The sequence below is a fragment of the Stenotrophomonas sp. SrG genome (genome assembly GCF_050031795.1).
Lineage (GTDB): Bacteria > Pseudomonadota > Gammaproteobacteria > Xanthomonadales > Xanthomonadaceae > Stenotrophomonas > Stenotrophomonas rhizophila_A.
Genome location: NZ_JBNBBE010000011.1, coordinates 44,124 through 60,555, shown reverse-complemented (window position 1 = coordinate 60,555; position 16,432 = coordinate 44,124). Strand labels below are relative to the sequence as shown.

19 protein-coding genes are annotated in these 16,432 nt (G+C 67.1%); 9 read left to right on the top strand and 10 right to left on the bottom strand.

The genetic code is table 11. From position 1 onward, the window contains the following. Positions 1-131: 131 nt before the first annotated feature. From ACQG3P_RS11900 to ACQG3P_RS11880, 5 genes are all read right to left on the bottom strand, one after another. Positions 132-755 (bottom strand): bestrophin family ion channel, encoded by a 624-nt coding sequence (locus tag ACQG3P_RS11900; RefSeq protein WP_426805155.1) that lies wholly within the window; start codon positions 753-755, stop codon positions 132-134. A 131-nt stretch (positions 756-886) separates the two neighbouring features. Then, on the bottom strand, positions 887-1,393 hold the full coding sequence (locus tag ACQG3P_RS11895; protein WP_426805154.1) for an Ohr family peroxiredoxin: 507 nt from the start codon (positions 1,391-1,393) through the stop codon (positions 887-889). Between the two features lie 32 nt (positions 1,394-1,425). Continuing rightward, on the bottom strand, positions 1,426-2,181 hold the full coding sequence (locus ACQG3P_RS11890) for an SDR family oxidoreductase (protein ID WP_426805153.1): 756 nt from the start codon (positions 2,179-2,181) through the stop codon (positions 1,426-1,428). A 128-nt stretch (positions 2,182-2,309) separates the two neighbouring features. After that, on the bottom strand, positions 2,310-3,344 hold the full coding sequence (locus tag ACQG3P_RS11885; protein ID WP_426805152.1) for a LysR substrate-binding domain-containing protein: 1,035 nt from the start codon (positions 3,342-3,344) through the stop codon (positions 2,310-2,312). Next, the gene (locus ACQG3P_RS11880; RefSeq protein ID WP_426805151.1) at positions 3,335-3,598 is read right to left on the bottom strand and encodes a sigma factor-like helix-turn-helix DNA-binding protein; all 264 of its coding nucleotides are present in this window, start codon (positions 3,596-3,598) and stop codon (positions 3,335-3,337) included. The genes ACQG3P_RS11885 and ACQG3P_RS11880 overlap by 10 nt, the downstream gene beginning before the upstream one ends. Before the next feature lie 137 nt (positions 3,599-3,735). Between ACQG3P_RS11880 and ACQG3P_RS11875 the strand changes: the two genes are divergently transcribed. Together ACQG3P_RS11875 and ACQG3P_RS11870 are read left to right on the top strand one after the other, a co-directional pair. Beyond that, positions 3,736-4,623: an RNA polymerase sigma-70 factor gene (locus tag ACQG3P_RS11875; RefSeq protein WP_426805150.1), complete on the top strand. Its 888-nt coding sequence runs from the start codon at positions 3,736-3,738 to the stop codon at positions 4,621-4,623. Next, a complete protein-coding gene (locus ACQG3P_RS11870; RefSeq protein ID WP_426805149.1) occupies positions 4,623-5,234 on the top strand; it encodes a DNA-3-methyladenine glycosylase in 612 nt (203 codons plus the stop codon). Before ACQG3P_RS11875 ends, ACQG3P_RS11870 begins: the two co-directional genes overlap by 1 nt. A gap of 17 nt (positions 5,235-5,251) precedes the next feature. Here the strand turns inward: ACQG3P_RS11870 and ACQG3P_RS11865 are convergent, their stop codons facing one another. Further along, a complete protein-coding gene (locus tag ACQG3P_RS11865; RefSeq protein ID WP_426805148.1) occupies positions 5,252-5,884 on the bottom strand; it encodes a M23 family metallopeptidase in 633 nt (210 codons plus the stop codon). A 62-nt stretch (positions 5,885-5,946) separates the two neighbouring features. Continuing rightward, complete coding sequence (locus tag ACQG3P_RS11860) at positions 5,947-6,885, bottom strand: DUF1254 domain-containing protein (RefSeq protein ID WP_426805147.1); 939 nt, start codon at positions 6,883-6,885, stop codon at positions 5,947-5,949. A gap of 402 nt (positions 6,886-7,287) precedes the next feature. Here ACQG3P_RS11860 and ACQG3P_RS11855 point away from each other — a divergent pair, with 402 nt between their 5' ends. From ACQG3P_RS11855 to ACQG3P_RS11845, 3 genes are all read left to right on the top strand, one after another. After that, entirely contained in the window at positions 7,288-7,674 is a 387-nt protein-coding gene (locus ACQG3P_RS11855) for a response regulator (protein ID WP_068854208.1), read from the top strand. Between the two features lie 66 nt (positions 7,675-7,740). Beyond that, a complete protein-coding gene (locus ACQG3P_RS11850) occupies positions 7,741-8,346 on the top strand; it encodes a TetR/AcrR family transcriptional regulator (protein WP_426805146.1) in 606 nt (201 codons plus the stop codon). 101 nt (positions 8,347-8,447) lie between these two features. Continuing rightward, complete coding sequence (locus ACQG3P_RS11845; RefSeq protein WP_426805145.1) at positions 8,448-9,131, top strand: type 1 glutamine amidotransferase domain-containing protein; 684 nt, start codon at positions 8,448-8,450, stop codon at positions 9,129-9,131. 44 nt (positions 9,132-9,175) lie between these two features. On the opposite strand, the gene arsN2 is transcribed toward ACQG3P_RS11845, so the two are convergent. Together arsN2 and arsC are read right to left on the bottom strand one after the other, a co-directional pair. Next, complete coding sequence (arsN2, locus tag ACQG3P_RS11840) at positions 9,176-9,601, bottom strand: arsenic resistance N-acetyltransferase ArsN2 (RefSeq protein ID WP_426805144.1); 426 nt, start codon at positions 9,599-9,601, stop codon at positions 9,176-9,178. 46 nt (positions 9,602-9,647) lie between these two features. Then, positions 9,648-10,067, bottom strand: coding sequence for an arsenate reductase (glutaredoxin) (arsC, locus tag ACQG3P_RS11835; RefSeq protein WP_426805143.1), 420 nt, complete (start codon positions 10,065-10,067; stop codon positions 9,648-9,650). A 95-nt stretch (positions 10,068-10,162) separates the two neighbouring features. Between arsC and ACQG3P_RS11830 the strand changes: the two genes are divergently transcribed. Next, on the top strand, positions 10,163-10,477 hold the full coding sequence (locus ACQG3P_RS11830; RefSeq protein WP_217537950.1) for an ArsR/SmtB family transcription factor: 315 nt from the start codon (positions 10,163-10,165) through the stop codon (positions 10,475-10,477). Positions 10,478-10,486: 9 nt separating this feature from the next. After that, positions 10,487-11,554: an ACR3 family arsenite efflux transporter gene (gene arsB, locus ACQG3P_RS11825; RefSeq protein ID WP_426805142.1), complete on the top strand. Its 1,068-nt coding sequence runs from the start codon at positions 10,487-10,489 to the stop codon at positions 11,552-11,554. A 27-nt stretch (positions 11,555-11,581) separates the two neighbouring features. On the opposite strand, the gene ACQG3P_RS11820 is transcribed toward arsB, so the two are convergent. Beyond that, on the bottom strand, positions 11,582-12,475 hold the full coding sequence (locus tag ACQG3P_RS11820; protein ID WP_217537948.1) for a LysR family transcriptional regulator: 894 nt from the start codon (positions 12,473-12,475) through the stop codon (positions 11,582-11,584). A gap of 158 nt (positions 12,476-12,633) precedes the next feature. Here ACQG3P_RS11820 and ACQG3P_RS11815 point away from each other — a divergent pair, with 158 nt between their 5' ends. Together ACQG3P_RS11815 and ACQG3P_RS11810 are read left to right on the top strand one after the other, a co-directional pair. After that, positions 12,634-13,287: a hydrolase gene (locus tag ACQG3P_RS11815; protein WP_426805141.1), complete on the top strand. Its 654-nt coding sequence runs from the start codon at positions 12,634-12,636 to the stop codon at positions 13,285-13,287. A 69-nt stretch (positions 13,288-13,356) separates the two neighbouring features. After that, entirely contained in the window at positions 13,357-16,395 is a 3,039-nt protein-coding gene (locus ACQG3P_RS11810) for a sensor histidine kinase (protein ID WP_426805140.1), read from the top strand. Positions 16,396-16,432 lie beyond the last annotated feature (37 nt).

Genomic DNA, 16,432 nt, shown 5'->3' with positions numbered 1-16,432 from the left:
CTGCCCTGTCCGCGCAGTGCCTACGTTGTAGCGGGCGTTGAAGACCGCACGATGACGGTCGGCGGTGCGGGCATTGGATTGGGAAGGTGCACCCGCGGCAGAGGCCAACGTAGTGCGCAACGCTGGCGCGATCACATCACGATGGGGCTGGCCGGCACCTGCGGCACCGGAATGGCGCGCTCATCCAGCAGCAGGCGCAGGTCCAGCTCGATGGAGGTGCACAGCTGCGAGATCGGAATGTCGTTGGCGCCACCTTCGAAGGGATTGGCGCTGCTTTCGCCGACCTGGTCCAGCGCGGCATACATCCACGACACCAGCACGCTCAACGGAATCGCCAGCCACACCATGTGCCCGGCCATCGCCCCGCCCACGGTGTCGTTCATGGGTGCCAGCAGGTCGATCATGCCCAGTGGCAGCAGCAGGCACAGGATGCGGACAAAGATCACGTTGATCACCGCGTACTGGCGCGGATAGGGGTAGTTCTTGATCCGTTCGCTGCGCGCCTGCTGGTCGTGCAGGTCGCGCAGCACGCGCTGCAGTTCGGCGAAGCTGGCCTGCGGTATGTCACCTGCATCCAGCAGCTGACGCAGCGATGCCCCCTGCAGGGACAGTACTTCGGTGGCCTTGCCGCCAGCGCCCAGGATGCGCGAGCGCTCTTCGGGAGTGACGTACTTGATCAGCTCGGCATCCAGCGTGCGCACCTTTTCCGGCACGTCATAGCGCTTGCGGTACTCGATGTTGGGTGCCAGCTGCACGGTCTCGCCACCAGCGCCACATCCAGCAGGATCAACAAATACAGCGGGCGGCGGGTCCACAACAGGAATTCGGTGAAGGTATAGGAGCGGCCGGCGTGCATGAGGGTTTTCTCAGCAGGGGGAAACGCCGCTCAGGGGGCGGCGGTGGGCACCACGCTCACCACGTGGGTGATGCCGTTGCGGAACATCTTTGCGTAGGGGCAGACACGTTCGGTGTTGCGCACCAGCTCGGCGGCCACGCCCGCCTCCAGGCCGGGCAGATAGGCTTCCACCTCGGCCGACAGCAGGTACAGGCCGTCGATCGGGTCGCGCGAGAAGGTCACCGCCACCTCGATGCAGGGGTCCACCAGCACCAGCCCGGCACGGCTGGCCAACAGGTTCATCGCGCCGTGGAAGCAGGCCGCATAGCCGGCAGCCAACAGCTGCTCGGGGTTGCTGCCGCCGCCCGGGCCGCCCAGCGAGGAAGGCAGGCGCAGGTCGAGCGACAAGGCGCCATCGTCGGAGACGACCACGCCCGAAGCGCGTCCGTGTCCCGTTTCGCCGCCGCTCACCCGCACCCGCCCGGTGTAGAGCGGGCGCACCTCGTCGCCACGGTACTTGTCGAGGACGGCGGGCGAAGGGGGCTTCAGGTCGGACATGGCGTTTCCACGAGGTGCGGGCGGACGGGCAATCAGTTGCTGCGTACCAACCCGGACTGCTGCAGCCAGGCATCGAAGCCCTGGCGGCCCAGCCACGCCTGGCCGACCGGCACCAGTGTGTCGTCCTGCAGTTGCGCACCGAAGTACGGTGCCTGTGCGTCGCCCACCACCTGGCGGGGATCGTGGGTGCGGTCGAGGAAGCGCTGTGCCAGTTCGTCCATCGGTGCGCGCTCCGGGCCGGCGATCTCCACCACCCCATTGACGGCAGGCTGCAGCGCAATGCGCGCCACTGCGTCGGCCACGTCGTCCGCCGAAATCGGCTGCACCAGCGCGGTAGGCAGGCGTAGCGCTTCACCGGCGGACTGCAGGATGCCCGGCAGGAATTCGAAGAACTGGGTGGAATGGATGATGGTGTAGGCGATGCCCGCCTCGCGGATCAACCTCTCCTGCGCGATCTTGCCGCGGAAGTAACCACTGGCTGCCAGCTTGTCGGTGCCCACCACGGAGAGGGCCACGTGATGGCGTACGCCGGCCTTGGCTTCGGCGGCCAGGATGTTGCGCCCGGCGGTCTGGAAGAAGGCCAGCACCGCCGCGTCTTCGAACGACGGCGAGTTGGCGAGGTCGATGACCACGTCGGTGCCGGCCATGGCCGCCTCCAGGCCGTCGCCACTGATGGTGTCGATGCCGGTGGACGGTGCGGCGATGACGATGTCATGGCCTGCCGCGCGCAGACGGTCGACGACCTTGCTGCCAATGCGGCCGGTGCCGCCGATGACCAGGATCTTCATGTACTTGCTCCAGGAGGGGAAGGTAGAACCCCGGGGGCCGGGGCATGTGACGATGCTAGGCAGGCCGCTGCGGCGGCAGTAGGTCCGCGCGCGGACGCGCACTGTTGCCTGTCAGGCACCAATGGCGTTCATTGCCACGCGCCGGCATCGACGTCGCGCGGCGGTGCACTGGCCTGCTGCACGCTTTCCCAATGGGTCACCACGTCCAGGTCAAGTGCACGCACCTCGCTGGTGATGAAGTCGATGAACGCGCGGATGCGCTTGGGCAGCTGGCGTCGGCTGAGGTAGCACAGGTAGTGCCCGCGGTCGTCGGCGGCGTACTGGTCCAGGCAGCTCACCGCCAACCCGGCATCCAGCGCAGCGCGCACCTGGTAGTTCGGCAGCTGCGCCAGGCCCTGCCCCTGCAGGACCGCCTGCAGCGCCAGGTCGGCGTCGTTGAACACCAGCGCCGACGCCGGTTCCACGCTCAGCGGCCGGCCGTCCACACGAAACTCCCATGGCTGCAGCCGCCCGTTGGCCTGGCGCTGGCTGATGCAGGCATGCGCGGCCAGCTCGCCCACGGTGGCCGGCAGGCCGTGCCGCACCACGTAGTCCGGTGCGGCGCAGACCAGCAGCTGCATCGGGATCAGGTGTTTTGCGATGACCTCGCTGTCTTCCAGCACGCCGTCGCGGAACGCCACATCGATCCGGTCGGCGGCCAGGTCCAGCGGGCGCTCCTCCAGCTGCAGTTCGAGCGTGACTTCGGGGAAGTGGGCCCGGAATGCAGACAGCAGCGGCGCGATCACCTTGCGCCCGAACCCATGCGTGGCACTCACCCGCAGGTGCCCCCGTGGCGGCCCGTCACGCAGGTCGCGCATTTCCTCCAGCGCCTGCAGGATGCGGTCGACACCGGGGCGGCAGCCGTCGTGGAACAGCTCGCCTTCGCGGGTGAGCGAGGTCGACCGGGTGGTGCGCAGGAACAGGCGCACGCCCAGCTGCCCCTCCAGTTTCTGCACGCTGCGGCTGACCGCCGAGCGTCCGATGCCGAGCCGGTCGGCCGCGCGCGAGAAGCTGCCCTCGTGGGCCACGGCAATGAACGCCATCACCCCGGCGTAGCTGGCCGAAAAGCCGGTGGTGAGCGGGTCGACACCGTCGTCTACGGTGGCCGGATCAGTCAGGGACATGCGGGCGGCGCTCCAAGATGGCGCGCATGTGCGCGCAGGCAGGCGTGGACCGCTTCCAGCCGTTGCCTGCATTCAGCAGCAGGCAACCCCAGCAACGGCATGAGCTCCTCGATCGACGCACCGGCCACGTCATGCAGCAACAGCAGCAGGCGGGCGTCGGCAGGTAGCGCCTCCAGCGCAGACAGGAACGTGGTCCAGACCTGGTCGGCGGGGCGTGGCAGGCCTGCGGCGTCGGCGGTGGATGAGGTGCTCATGCAAGGCAGACGGATCAGCGCGATGCCCTGTGACAGCCCCCGTCCGTTGAATTGGTGCGCAGCGCTCAACACCGTGCGTCGACAATGTCCTGCTTACGGCACTGTCCCTGCGGCGCGCGCTCGTGTTGAATGCCGCCATGGATACTTCCCTCGACCGTTTCACCCAGCTGCGCCCGCGCGTGCTTGGCGTGGCCTATCGCATGCTGGGCTCCATGGCCGAAGCTGAAGACGTCGCGCAGGAGGTGTGGCTGCGCTGGAACGGCACCGACCGCGACGCGATCGAGAATGCCGAAGCCTGGCTGGTCGCCACCACCACCCGCATCGCCATCGACGAGCTGCGCATGGCGCGCCGCAGCCGCGAGCACTATGTGGGCATCTGGCTGCCCGAGCCGGTACTGACCGACGATGCCAGCACGCCTGAGCGCCTGCACGAAGCGGCCAGCGATCTCTCCGTTGCCTTCCTTGCGGTCCTGGAACGGCTGGCGCCGGAAGCACGCGCCGCCTTCCTGCTGCACGATGTGTTCGACCGTGACTATCCCGAGATCGCCCGCATCCTCGACAAGAGCGAAGCAGCCTGCCGCCAGATCGTGCACCGCGCACGCGCCCGCCTGCGCGAGGAGCGCCCCCTGCACGCGGTGCCGCACCGCACCCACCAGCAACTGCTGCAGGCGTTCACCGAGGCGCTGGACAAGGGCGACCTGAAGTCGATGATCGCGCTGATGGACACGTCGGCGCAGCTGATCGGCGATGGTGGCGGCTTCGTCAGCAGCTTCCCCAGGCCGATGCTTGGCGGTGCGCGCATCGCCCAGCTCCTGTTCGCGCCCACCCTGCGGCGCCGCGCCGAGCTGCGCATGGTGCCCGCGTTCATCAATGGCCGCTTGGGGGTGCTGCGCTACTTTGGCGAGCACCTGGATTCGGCGATGTCGTTCGATACCGATGGTGAGCGCATCACCCAGATCCTGGTGCAGCGCAATCCGAACAAGCTGGCGCGGATCCTGGCCGCGCAGCAGCCGGCGCTACGCTGATGCCCCTGTCTCCGTCGCGCTGGCGTACGCTCCCGCGCAGCTTCTACCGGCGGCATCCGACCGAGGTCGCGCCCGAGCTGCTGAACAAGCTGCTGGTGCGCGACGATGGCCGGGCCGGTCGCATCGTTGAAGTCGAGGCCTATGCAGGCGACCAGGATCCGGCCGCGCATTCGTTCCGGGGCATGACCCCGCGTACGGCCACCATGTTTGGCGAATGCGGCCATCTCTATGTCTACTTCACCTACGGCATGCACTGGGGCAGCAACGCGGTCTGCGGCGAGGTCGGCCAGGGCTGGGGCGTGCTGCTGCGGGCACTGGAACCCGTGCAGGGATTGGAACTGATCCGTGAGGCGCGGCCAGCCATTGGCCGCGATCGCGAACTGGCCAGCGGGCCTGGACGGCTGTCGCAGGCGATGGGCATCAACAAGGCATTGGATGGCGCGGATCTGGTCAGGAACGATCGAGGCATACGCATCGTGTCGGACGGCATGCCCCCACCGGACGATCCGGTGGCTGGGCCGCGGATCGGCATCAGCCGCGCCGTGGAGTTCCCATGGCGTTGGCATGTGCGCGGGCATGCGCACGTGTCCGGCCGGCGGTCGAAGGCGTAACGACCAACGGTCGTTACCTACCGGGGTAGCGCACGACCGTTGGTCGTGCGGTGCGCCTTCAGCAGCGGCAGCGGATCGTAGGCCCCATCGGCACCGTAGATCCCCCAGTGGAGGTGCGGCGGCGTACCGGCCGCATTGCCACTGTCACCGACGTAGCCCAGCACGGTGCCTTCGCTGACCACCTCGCCTTGGGCCAGCCCCTCGCGCCAGTCCTCGAGGTGCGCGTAGTAGTAACGCTCGCGCGCCGGCCCAATGACCCATACCTGACGCCCGCCCAGCCCGCTGTCGCGCACCGCGACCACCACGCCCGGCGCCGCGCTCCGTACCGGCGTGCCGCGCTTGGCGAAGATGTCCACGCCGGCATGGGTGCGGTCGCGTCCGCGCGGCGCGCCGAACGTATCGGCGATGCGCCGGGCCGCAACCCCGTCCACCGGAACCGGCAACGTCGTCGGCGCGGGCATGCGCGACAGTTCCCACATCGCGCGTGGCGCCTTGAGCCACTCGCCATTCCACAGGGTCAGCAGCACCAGGCCCAGCAGCAGCGGAAACACCAGCCAGCCCAGCCAGCGGCGTAGTGCGAACGCTCGCGAGCGCGGCGGGTTGTCTGCTGCCACGCTGGCTTCATGATCGGAACGGGTCGACGGATTCATGCGTACAGCATCGCAGGTGCCGCGTACACGGCACCTGTACGGAGGGGCCGCGGCCGGCTGCGCTATTGCACCGGCACGGCGTCAGGGAAGGTCCAGCGCCCTTCCAGGATCTCCGCACGGGGCCGGTACAGCCGCACCATGTAGTTCCAGCCGGCCATGGTGGGCAGGCAGTTGAGCACCTGGCCATCGCAGCCACCGAACTGGATGTCGATCGAGCCGTCGGCGCTCTTCTTCGCGGTGAGGTTGTTGAGCGTGTAGGCGTTCTGCGGGTTTTTTTCGTAGTACCCGTCGGCGTTGTACAGGCTCACCGACCAGAACCCGTCCACGGGCACATCGGCCACGTGCAGCCGGTACACGGTGCTCCCATCGTTCCGGGCCGGCACCACGTTGAGGTACATCGCGTCCTTGTCAGGGTTGCCGCCCCAGGCCGAGGCGGCACCGATCACGCGGCGCACCGGGTCGACCGTGTCGCGGGTGCCGAACATGTGCCGGGTGTCCGGCAGCGTGGATGCCAGCGTCAGCAGCGCGGCGCGCACCTTGTCCTGGCTCACCGTGTCCCACTTCGGTACCTCGAAGCTGCCCGGCGCGGCCTGCTGGACCTTGATCGCATCCTGCAGCGCGTGCACCTTTGCGACGTCATCCGGGCTGGATGGATCCACCAGCGTTCGAAGGGCGACCACCACGTAGCGGGTGCCGTCCTTGCCACGGCTGAGCGTGTAGTCGCCGGGCGTGTAGTTGACCTGGGTGGTGTACTGGTCCTCGTCGATGACCTGCATGGACATGAAGCGATCACCCGCATCGGGGAGCGTGATCGTGACCGGGCCGGCATCGAGGTCGAACACCGCGCTGGAGTACAGCGTGTCGCGATTCAAACGGACCACGGTCTGGCTGTCGATCGATGCCGGTTCGCGATGATGGAACAGCTTGCCCAGTCCCTGCTCCTTCACCAGCGCGCCGAGATAGCGATCGGATTCGGCGCGTACGAAGTTGTCGGCGGTCACCGGCACGCTTCCGGGTTCTGGCGCGCGGTTGGGTTGGGCGGGCGCCGGTGCGGGTGGCGCCGTTGACGAAGCAGGCGTCGGTGGCGCACTGGCTGCCTCTGCGGCGGGCGCGTCCGGCTCCCGTCGGCAGGCGGATAAGGCTACCGCTAAGGCGAGGGCGACCAACGGGAAGGCGAAGTGGGACTTACGCGTAACGTCGTGATTCACGGCGGGAGACTCCAACGCGGAAAGCTGGAGCGTAGCAATGGCCCCGTGCGCCAAAAACCGTACTTCTACTGCGGTTCGGCCCGCATTGCCCGCAGCGGGGTCGACCGCTGTGATGAAGACCGCGACTAGAGGACTTTCCGCCGCGTTGACACCTGAAGGTAGACCTTAGGCGTATCTACCGTTCCTGCGCACTTCATGAGCACCCTGGCGTCATCACGTACAAACAAGGTCATCCTGGTGGTCGAGGATGAAATCGAGCTGTCGAGACTCTTCATTGAAGTACTCAGTGGCGCGGGCTACACGGTCGTTCCGGCCTACTCGGTGACCGATGCACTGTTCGCCATTGCCGACCAGCCGTTCGACGCGGCGATCCTGGACGTTGAGCTGCGCGACGGCGCCGTGTTTCCGGTTGCTGATCGCCTTGCGCGTCTGGGCACACCGTATCTGTTTGCGTCCGCTGTGTACCTGCAGGCGGTGCCCGCCGCACACAAGGCGGTGCCCTTCATCGCCAAGCCGTTCGAGATAGACGACCTGCTGGCCCACGTGGAGCGTGCGTTGGGCTGCAGCCGGAAGGCCAGCTAGCTTGGGCGCCGGCCGACCGTGCCGCGACACTAGACGACCGGTCTAATCCAGAGTACAGTGCGGTCCATGAGCCCGACCGCAGCCACTGAAAGCACCGACGTCCGCGACAGGATCCTGTCCACCGGCCAGCGCATCATGGGCGGCAAGGGGTTCTCGGCGGTGGGCTTGAATGAAGTGTTGAGTGCCGCGGGCGTACCGAAAGGCTCGTTCTACCACTACTTCGCGTCCAAGGAAGCCTTCGGCGACGCCCTGCTTGACGACTACTTCGCGGCCTATCTGGCCGACATGGACCGTACCTTTGCCCAGCCCGAGAAGAACCGCGCGCAGCAGTTGGAGGCGTATTTCGCCGCCTGGAAGGACAACCAGTCGTTCGAGGACTGCCAGGGCAAGTGCCTGGCGGTGAAACTCGGCGCCGAAGTGGCAGACCTGTCCCACAGCATGCGCACAACGCTGCAGCGGGGCACCGCCGGCATCATCGAGCGGCTGGCGCATGTACTGGAAGCAGGCGCCGCCGAGGGCTCGCTTGCCTTCACCGGCAAACCCGACGCAGTGGCGCAGAGCCTCTACGCGCTGTGGTTGGGGGCCAGCCTGATGGTGAAAATCGTGCGCGATACCCAGCCCTTCGACACCGCGTGGCGGACCACGCAACAGATTCTCCACCCTTCGGCCTGACCCCAGGCCGCAGGTACTTCACGCCCTGTGGGCGTTTTTTCACGCCGGCATTCTAGACGACCGGTCTACTGTACTCCTCCATCTACCAGGAACCGTTCCCCATGAAGGTATTGATCGTCCTCACCTCCCACGACGCGCTTGGCAACACCGGTCGCAAGACCGGCTTCTGGCTCGAAGAACTCGCCGCGCCCTACTACGCGTTCCAGGACGCGGGCGCCACCATCACCCTGGCCTCGCCCAACGGCGGGCAGCCGCCGCTGGATCCAAAGAGCAACGAGCCCGACTTCCAGACCGACCTCACCCGTCGCTTCGAGGCCGATGCGGCGGCGACCGCACAACTGGCCAGCACCGTTCGCCTGGACAGCGTTTCGCAGGCCGACTTCGACACCGTGTTCTATCCCGGTGGCCATGGTCCGCTTTGGGACCTGGCCGAAGACAGCCAGTCCATCGCGCTGATCGAATCGTTCATTGCCGCCGAAAAGCCGGTCGCGCTGGTCTGCCACGCCCCGGGCGTGCTTCGCCACGTCAAGGCCGCCAACGGCAAGCCGCTGGTGCAGGGCCGGAAGGTCACCGGTTTCACCAACAGCGAGGAAGCCGGCGTCGGCCTGACCGACGTAGTGCCCTTCCTGGTCGAAGACACGCTCAAGGCGCTGGGCGGCGACTACTCGAAGGGGCCGGACTGGGGCTCTTACGTGGTCAGCGATGGCCTGCTGATCACCGGCCAGAACCCCGCGTCGTCCGCTGAAACCGCCGCCGTGCTGCTGAAGCGGCTGGCGGCGAAGTAAGCGCGGCCTGCGACCATCGCCCGCCGTGCGGCGGGCGATGCGTATCAGATCCGCTTGCGCATGACCGCGCAGGTGGCCGGGCACAGGCCGGAGAACTGCTTGGTTTCCCGAATCGAAACGGGGACATCGTCCCGTGCAACGTGGGCAAAGCCGCAGCGCTCGAACAGGGTGCTGGAAGAGACCGTAAGCAGATAAAGCTCCTCCACGCCCACGCGGCGGGCAAGCTCCTCCGCCTTGCCCACCAGCACCTCACCCTGGCCGCGGCCTCGAAACGCGGGGCTGACCGCGAGCGACCTCAGCAGTCCGACATCGTGGTACGGCTCGATCGCGATGACCCCGCACAGCATTTCGTCTTCCCACATACCGCAGAACGTGGTGGACACCGGGTCGAGGTCTTCGGTGGGCAACCCGACGCGTCGAAGCAACGCAATGACCTCTGCGTTCAATGCCATCTGCTTGAAGGACAACATGTTCTCGGCTCCAACAGGGCTGACCCTGGCTGCAATACGGCGGTGGTCAGGGAACCCGTTTGCCGTGCTGATCGATCACCACCTCACCGTCTTCCTTGGCGAAGGGCACGGTGACGGTCGGAAGAATTTCCAGGACGACCTCGGAAGGCCGACACAGGCGCGTTCCCAGATCGGTCTGCACCCACGGCCGTTCGATCAGGATCGGGTTGTCCATCAGCGCATCCAGCAATGCGTCATCGCTGAGCGCAACGTCGTCCAGCCCCAATTCCAGGTAGCGCTTCTCTTTCTTGCGGATGGCGCCGCGTACGTTAACGCCGGCGGCATTGATCAGTTCGACCAGGCGCGCACGGCTTGGCGGATCAACCAGGTACTCGATCACCTCAGGTTCGATCCCCGCATGCCGGATCAACGCCAGCGTGTTGCGCGAGGTGCCGCATTTCGGGTTGTGGTAGATGACGGCCTTCATGTGCCCTCCTCATCAAGAACGGTTTCGACGACGCCGGCAGCAGCGAAGGTCAGTCATGGTTTGTCGTGTCGCGCCATTTCCATTATTCTAGAATTATGGAACATAAGCACGCAACCCGGGCCCTTGGTGCCCTGAGCCATGCCACCCGCCTGTCCATCTACCGTCTCCTGGTACAGGCCGGTACGGGCGGCAAACCGGCGGGCGATATCGCCCAGGCACTCAACCTGCCTGGCGCGACGCTGTCTTTCCACTTGAAGGCACTGTCAGCCGCCAAGCTGATTACCGCCGAACACCTGGGCCGGTCCATCTGCTATCGGGCGAACTTCACTGCGATGAACGCCTTGGTGGGCTACCTCACCGAGAATTGCTGCGCTGACGACACGCCGTCCGAGCGGCCTGGCTGCTGCTGAGTCCCTTCCATGCGCATGGAGACCTCCCGCCTGTCCTTCCTCGATCGATATCTGACGCTGTGGATATTCTCCGCGATGGCGGTGGGCGTGGGCCTCGGTGCACTGTTCCACGACGTTCCCACCGCGCTGAACCGCCTGTCGATCGGCACGACGAACGTACCGATTGCCATCGGCCTGATCCTGATGATGTACCCGCCGCTGGCCAAGGTGAAGTACGAGGCGCTGCCAGAGGTGTTTGCCGACAAACGGGTGCTGGCGCTCTCGCTGCTGCAGAACTGGATCGTGGGGCCGTGCCTCATGTTCGGCCTGGCGGTGCTGTTCCTGCGCGATTCCCCCGAGTACATGACCGGGCTTATCCTGATCGGGTTGGCGCGCTGCATTGCCATGGTGCTGGTGTGGAACCAGCTTGCACGCGGCGACAACCAGTACGTGGCCGGGCTGGTGGCCTTCAACTCGATCTTCCAGATCCTGTTGTTCAGCGTGTACGCCTGGTTCTTCCTTTCCTGGCTGCCGCCGATGTTCGGCCTGCAGGGCAGCGTGGTCAACGTCAGCATGTGGACCATCGCCGAAGCGGTGCTGATCTACCTGGGCGTTCCATTCCTCGCCGGCTATCTCACGCGGCGCTGGTTGAAAGCAGCCAAGGGCGCCCAGTGGTATGAGCAGCGCTTCCTGCCCGCGATCAGCCCGATCACGCTGGTTGCGCTGCTGCTGACCATCGTGGCGATGTTCAGCCTGAAGGGCGCCGACGTGCTGCGCCTTCCGCTGGATGCGGTACGCATCGCCATTCCGCTCACGCTCTATTTCATCATCCAGTTCGGCCTCAGCTTCTTCATGGGGCGGCTTATCGCCAGGGATTATCCGCGTACCACGGCCATAGCCTTCACTGCCGCCGGCAACAACTTTGAACTGGCCATCGCCGTTGCCATCGCCGCCTTCGGGCTCGCCTCCCCGGTGGCCTTTGCCGCCGTCATCGGGCCACTGGTCGAAGTACCCGTGCTGGTGCTGCTGGTCCGCGTGGCGTTGGGGCTGGGCGGGCGCTTCTTTCCCGCCGAGCACGCGATCAAACAGCGTAGATGATGGCCCCGACGCGGCCAGCCTGAGGCACTACCGCGAATGCTTCACTGGCAGAGGCGCCAGATCGAAACACGCGATCAGCAGCTCGGTGAGCGCCCGCACCTTCAATGACGGGTGCTGGCCCGGCGGCCTGACGACATAGATGCCGGCCGGCGGTGGCGGATGGCGCGGCATGACCGGCACCAGCGCACCCGCATCCAGGTGCTCACGGGTGATGCCATCGGGCAGCCACGCGATGCCGAGGCCGGCCAAGGCGGCGGCAAGCAGCGCGGTACCGTTGTCGGCCTTGAAGCGACCACGCGGATGCACCGTCACCACGCTGTCGCCGTCCATGAACTGCCACGCTTCGGTGCCCTGCATCAGCGCCTCGTGGTCGGCCAGCTGGTCCGGCGACTGCGGGGAGCCGTTCGCGGTGACATAGCCCGGGCTGGCGACCAGGCCGCCGTGGAGCGGCCCGACGCAGCGCGCGATCAGGTTGGAATCCTGCAGATACCCCACGCGGATCGCACAGTCATAGCCTTCCCCCACCAGATCGACGAAGCGATCGCTGTAGGTAGCATGCACGTGCAGCTGGGGATGTCGCCGCGCCAGGTCCGCGAAGACCGGTGCGAAGTGGGTGGGACCAAAAGTCAGCGGCGCTGCAACGCGCAGCCGCCCGCGCAGGTCGCCACTGGGCAGGATGGCATCGCGCGCCGCATCGATCTCGGCGCAGGCCTTGGCCGCGTGGATACGGAACGTGGCACCGGCCTCGGTCAGCGATGCACCGCGCGTGGTCCGCGCCAGCAGTTGCACGCCCAGCTCGCCTTCGAGGCGCCCAAGCCGTCGGCTGACGATCGACTTGGCCACGCCGAGTCGACGCGCCGCCGGTGACACGCCACCGGCGCTGGCCACTTCCACGAATGTCCGCAGGTCTTCGATATCCACGCCGTTCCTCCCGGGTTCGCCCACCAGCCTGACACAGCAATGGCCCAACGCGCGTTCCACTTTCCGCGACACAGCTTGGCACGGAACGCGGCTACCGCCTCACGGAGGGGAATGACAAGGTTTGGGCTTGTTCTGCCCCACCCACACAGGATGCATCCATGACCTTCCGCAATGGCCTCGACTCGCTGCTTCGCCCCGAAGATTCCGTCCTCGTGCTCATCGACCACCAGCCCTACCAGCTGGCCAACCTCAACAGCCACGACCCGCATGCCGTGGTGAACAGTGCCACGGCCCTGGCCAAGACCGCCAAGGCTTACCGCGTTCCCACCATCCTCACCAGCGTGATCGCCGAACGCGGCGGGCTGATCTTCCCGCACATCACCGATGTGTTTCCAGACCAGCAGGTCATCGACCGCACCCTGATCAACACCTGGCAGGACAAGGCCGTGGTGGATGCGGTCAAGGCCACTGGCCGCAAGCAGCTGATCATCGCCGGTCTGTGGACCGAGATCTGCGTGGCGATGCCGGTCATCCAGGCGCTCGGCGAGGGCTGGGATGTCACCGTCATTACCGATGCATGTGGCGCGGTGTCGGTGGAAGCGCACCACGTTGCCATCCAGCGCATGATCGCCGCCGGCGCCAACGTGATGACCTGGATGGCCCTGGCTGGCGAATGGCAGCGCGACTGGGCACGGCTGGATCACGTGGCCGAAGTGACCGAGGTATTCAAGCAGCACGCCGCCGGCAGTGGCATCGCCTACCTGTGGGAGCAGCAGCTGCTCAACACGCCGGTGCCGCCCAGCGGCGGGTGATAAGCTCCGGCGCGTCCCGCTGCGGTCTTCACCGCAGTGGGCCCCTGCCCCGGCCCCGTAGTTCACCGCATGCCCCTGTTGTCTTCGTTCCCCGGCCACGCCATGCGTGCGCTGCTGCTGGTTGTTCTTTTCACCCTGTCTCCGCCGGGTCTTGCGCAACAGCATCCGTCGCCTGGTACCGGGTTTACCGGCTACCACCACACCGCGTGGCGGGCCGGCCAGGGCGCACCGGGCGATATCTGGGACATCCAGCAGGACCCCAACGGCACGCTGTGGCTGGCGACAGGCTCCGGGCTGTACAGCTTCGATGGGCACCGGTACGTACGCCAGCAGACGAACGCCGGTGCTGCGCAGCCCTCGCTCAACCTGGTGACCCTGCGGGGCGACAGGAGCGGTGGCCTGTGGTTGGGGTATTACCACGCCGGCATCGCCCATCTGGGCAGCGACGGCACCCTGCGCTCTTACCAGCGAAATGAAGGGGTGCCGCCGGGCGTGGTGTCGGGGTTTGCATACGACAGCAACGGCGTGCTCTGGGCAGCGGTTGACGAAGGCCTGCGCCGGTTCAACGGCACGCGCTGGGAGAAACCGCCCGCATCCATGGGCCTGCCCGAGCGCCACGCGCACTGGCTGCTCAACGATTCGCGGGGCCGGTTCTGGGCGCTGGTCGGCCAGAAGGTGTGGTTCATTCCCAAGGGCGGCGCTGCGTTCGTCCCCACCGGCATCGACGTCTCATTGATGGCGACGCTGGCCGAAAGCCCGTCGGGGGAGATCTGGCTGGCCGACCGACGCCGCGGTGCCGTGCCCATCGCCGATGCCCACGGCCTGCTCCCGGCCGCGGAACGGCAGGCCCGCCTGCTTCCGGACGTGCTGGCCAGCCGCCTGCATTTCACCTCGGACGGCGCCATGTGGGCGCCCATGCGCGGGGGCGGCGGCATCCTGCGGGTGCTGTTCGACGGCAAGCACGCGGTGGGGATGGAGCGCTTCGATGTTCCGCAGGGGCTGACCTCCACCTCGGCCGTGCCGGTCTTCGAGGATCGCGAGGGCAACGTGTGGGTGGGTACCAACCTCGGCCTCAACCGCTTCCGCGCGCAGAGCGTGCGCACCCTCACGGAAGGGCCCAACGACCCTTACCGCATCCTGGCGAGGAATGCGGACGGCGCGCTCTTCGGGTATGGCGAAGACATGGTGCCGTATGACCTCGACCGCCACGGCCTTGGCCTGGATCGGGCCGGTCTGCAGCGCGCGGCATTGAGGGACACCCGCCCGCTGTGGCAGTTCGAATGGACCAGCCTCGCCCGGCGCAGGGGAACGGCGCTGGAGGTAGTGCAGTTCCCCGGCACTGCACGCGGCCTGCAACCGCAGGCACTGCATTTTCCGGGCGCCGAAGAGGCCTGGGCCTGCGTGGGCGAGAACCGCGTCGTGCATTACCTGCGCGGCTCCTGGACGGAGGACGCGCGCATCACCCTGCCCGGCTGCACCGTCATTGCACCGGGCAGCGCGCAGGGCCTGCTGTTCGGCTATGCGAGCGGGGAGCTGGTGCTGCGCGACGCGACCGGGGTGCACCGCATCGGCTCGACCCGGGGCCTCGACGCAGGCCCGGTCACCGCCGTGCTTGCGCATGAGCACCTGCTGCTGGTTGCCGGCGAGAAGGGCTTCAGCATCAGCAGCAACGGAGGTACGTTCAGCGCGGTAACCGCCGACATTCCCGGCGTGCTGGAAGGCATTACCGGCATCGTCATCGACCCGGACCAGCAGGTGTGGTTGAACGGCGGGCGCGGACTGGTGCGCCTGGATCTTGCCGATGCGATCGCCAGCGCGCGCACCGGAAACGCCGTCTCGCCGAGGCTGTTCGATGACGTCGATGGCATGCCCGGTATCGCGCTGCAGAGCGGCCCGATTCCCACCGCGCAACTTTCGAAGGATGGACTGCTGTGGCTTGCAACCAACCAGGGCCTGGCGTGGCTGGATACCACCCGCCTCCACCGCACCCGCGCCGCCCCCAGCGCGCGCATCGGCGATGTGCACTTCGGCGATGAAACCCTGCCCCTGCGCGACGGCACCGTGGTTCCCGCGGGCATCACCCAGCTGCAGATCGACTTCGTCGCGCAGTCGCTGGCCCGCCCGGAACGCAACCGCTACCGGTACCGGCTTTCCGGCGTGGACCCCGGCTGGCGCGACGCCGGCAGCACCACCACGGCGTACTACACCAACCTTGGCCCGGGCAGCTACACCTTCGAGGTGCTGGCTGCCAACGAAGACGGCGTATGGGGGAGCGCCCCAACCACGCGTGCCTTCCGGATCGAGCCGCTGCTGACGCAGACGTTCTGGTTCCGCGGGCTGTTGTTGATCGCGCTGGTGGTGTTTGTCGCTGCGGCCGCGCGCGTGCGGGGCCGCCACATCACCGCCCTCGTCAAAGCGCGCTACGAAGAGCGGCTGGAGGAACGTGAGCGCATTGCCCGTGACCTGCACGACACCCTGCTGCAGGGCGGACAGGGCCTGTTGTTGCGGCTGCACGCGATCAGCGCCATGCCTTCCCTTCCGGACGAGGCGCAGGCGCGGCTTGAATCGGCCATGCAGGCTGCGGAAGACAGTCTCCGGGAAGGCCGCGAACGCGTCGCTTCGCTGCGCAGTGACACCGGCGCCGGGCTCGATCTCGCTGCGGCGCTCACCCATGTCTACAACGAAGAGACGAACCCGGCGGGCACGCGGTTGCGGGTGGTGGTCTCGGGCGAAGCGCCGCGCCTGAACGACGCCGCCGCCGAAGAAGTGTTCCTGATCGGCCGCGAGGCAATCCGCAATGCGTTGGCGCATTCGGCCGCCGCGGACATCGACATTGAGCTGAGCTTCGGCCACACCTTCTGCCTGCGAGTACGCGACAACGGCCGGGGCATGGTGGAGGGCACCGTGAAGCAGGGGCGCTGGGGCGTGCAGGGAATGCACGAGCGCTCAGCGCGCCTGGGCGGCACCCTGCGCATCGGGTCCAGGCCAGCACGAGGTACCGACGTTGCGCTGTCAGTGCCGGGTGTGCGTCTGTATGCACGTCAGCAGGCCGTTGCGCCGCAACGGTGGCATGCTTTCTTCGGGAGAGGGCGGGGGCGTCAGGGCTGAGGGACTGCAATTCCCTTGGCCCGCTGGCGCACTGGTC

Excerpts from the sequence above, each read along its gene's own strand:
- ACQG3P_RS11830 (WP_217537950.1), top strand. The coding sequence starts at position 10,163 with ATGGAACATAAGCACGCAACCCGGGCCCTTGGTGCCCTGAGCCATGCC.
- arsC (WP_426805143.1), bottom strand. The coding sequence starts at position 10,067 with ATGAAGGCCGTCATCTACCACAACCCGAAATGCGGCACCTCGCGCAAC.
- arsN2 (WP_426805144.1), bottom strand. The coding sequence starts at position 9,601 with ATGTTGTCCTTCAAGCAGATGGCATTGAACGCAGAGGTCATTGCGTTG.
- ACQG3P_RS11855 (WP_068854208.1), top strand. The coding sequence starts at position 7,288 with ATGAGCACCCTGGCGTCATCACGTACAAACAAGGTCATCCTGGTGGTC.
- ACQG3P_RS11815 (WP_426805141.1), top strand. The coding sequence starts at position 12,634 with ATGACCTTCCGCAATGGCCTCGACTCGCTGCTTCGCCCCGAAGATTCC.
- ACQG3P_RS11850 (WP_426805146.1), top strand. The coding sequence starts at position 7,741 with ATGAGCCCGACCGCAGCCACTGAAAGCACCGACGTCCGCGACAGGATC.
- ACQG3P_RS11875 (WP_426805150.1), top strand. The coding sequence starts at position 3,736 with ATGGATACTTCCCTCGACCGTTTCACCCAGCTGCGCCCGCGCGTGCTT.
- ACQG3P_RS11845 (WP_426805145.1), top strand. The coding sequence starts at position 8,448 with ATGAAGGTATTGATCGTCCTCACCTCCCACGACGCGCTTGGCAACACC.
- ACQG3P_RS11880 (WP_426805151.1), bottom strand. The coding sequence starts at position 3,598 with ATGAGCACCTCATCCACCGCCGACGCCGCAGGCCTGCCACGCCCCGCC.
- ACQG3P_RS11810 (WP_426805140.1), top strand. The coding sequence starts at position 13,357 with ATGCCCCTGTTGTCTTCGTTCCCCGGCCACGCCATGCGTGCGCTGCTG.
- ACQG3P_RS11890 (WP_426805153.1), bottom strand. The coding sequence starts at position 2,181 with ATGAAGATCCTGGTCATCGGCGGCACCGGCCGCATTGGCAGCAAGGTC.
- ACQG3P_RS11885 (WP_426805152.1), bottom strand. The coding sequence starts at position 3,344 with ATGTCCCTGACTGATCCGGCCACCGTAGACGACGGTGTCGACCCGCTC.
- ACQG3P_RS11865 (WP_426805148.1), bottom strand. The coding sequence starts at position 5,884 with ATGAATCCGTCGACCCGTTCCGATCATGAAGCCAGCGTGGCAGCAGAC.
- ACQG3P_RS11895 (WP_426805154.1), bottom strand. The coding sequence starts at position 1,393 with ATGTCCGACCTGAAGCCCCCTTCGCCCGCCGTCCTCGACAAGTACCGT.
- ACQG3P_RS11870 (WP_426805149.1), top strand. The coding sequence starts at position 4,623 with ATGCCCCTGTCTCCGTCGCGCTGGCGTACGCTCCCGCGCAGCTTCTAC.
- arsB (WP_426805142.1), top strand. The coding sequence starts at position 10,487 with ATGCGCATGGAGACCTCCCGCCTGTCCTTCCTCGATCGATATCTGACG.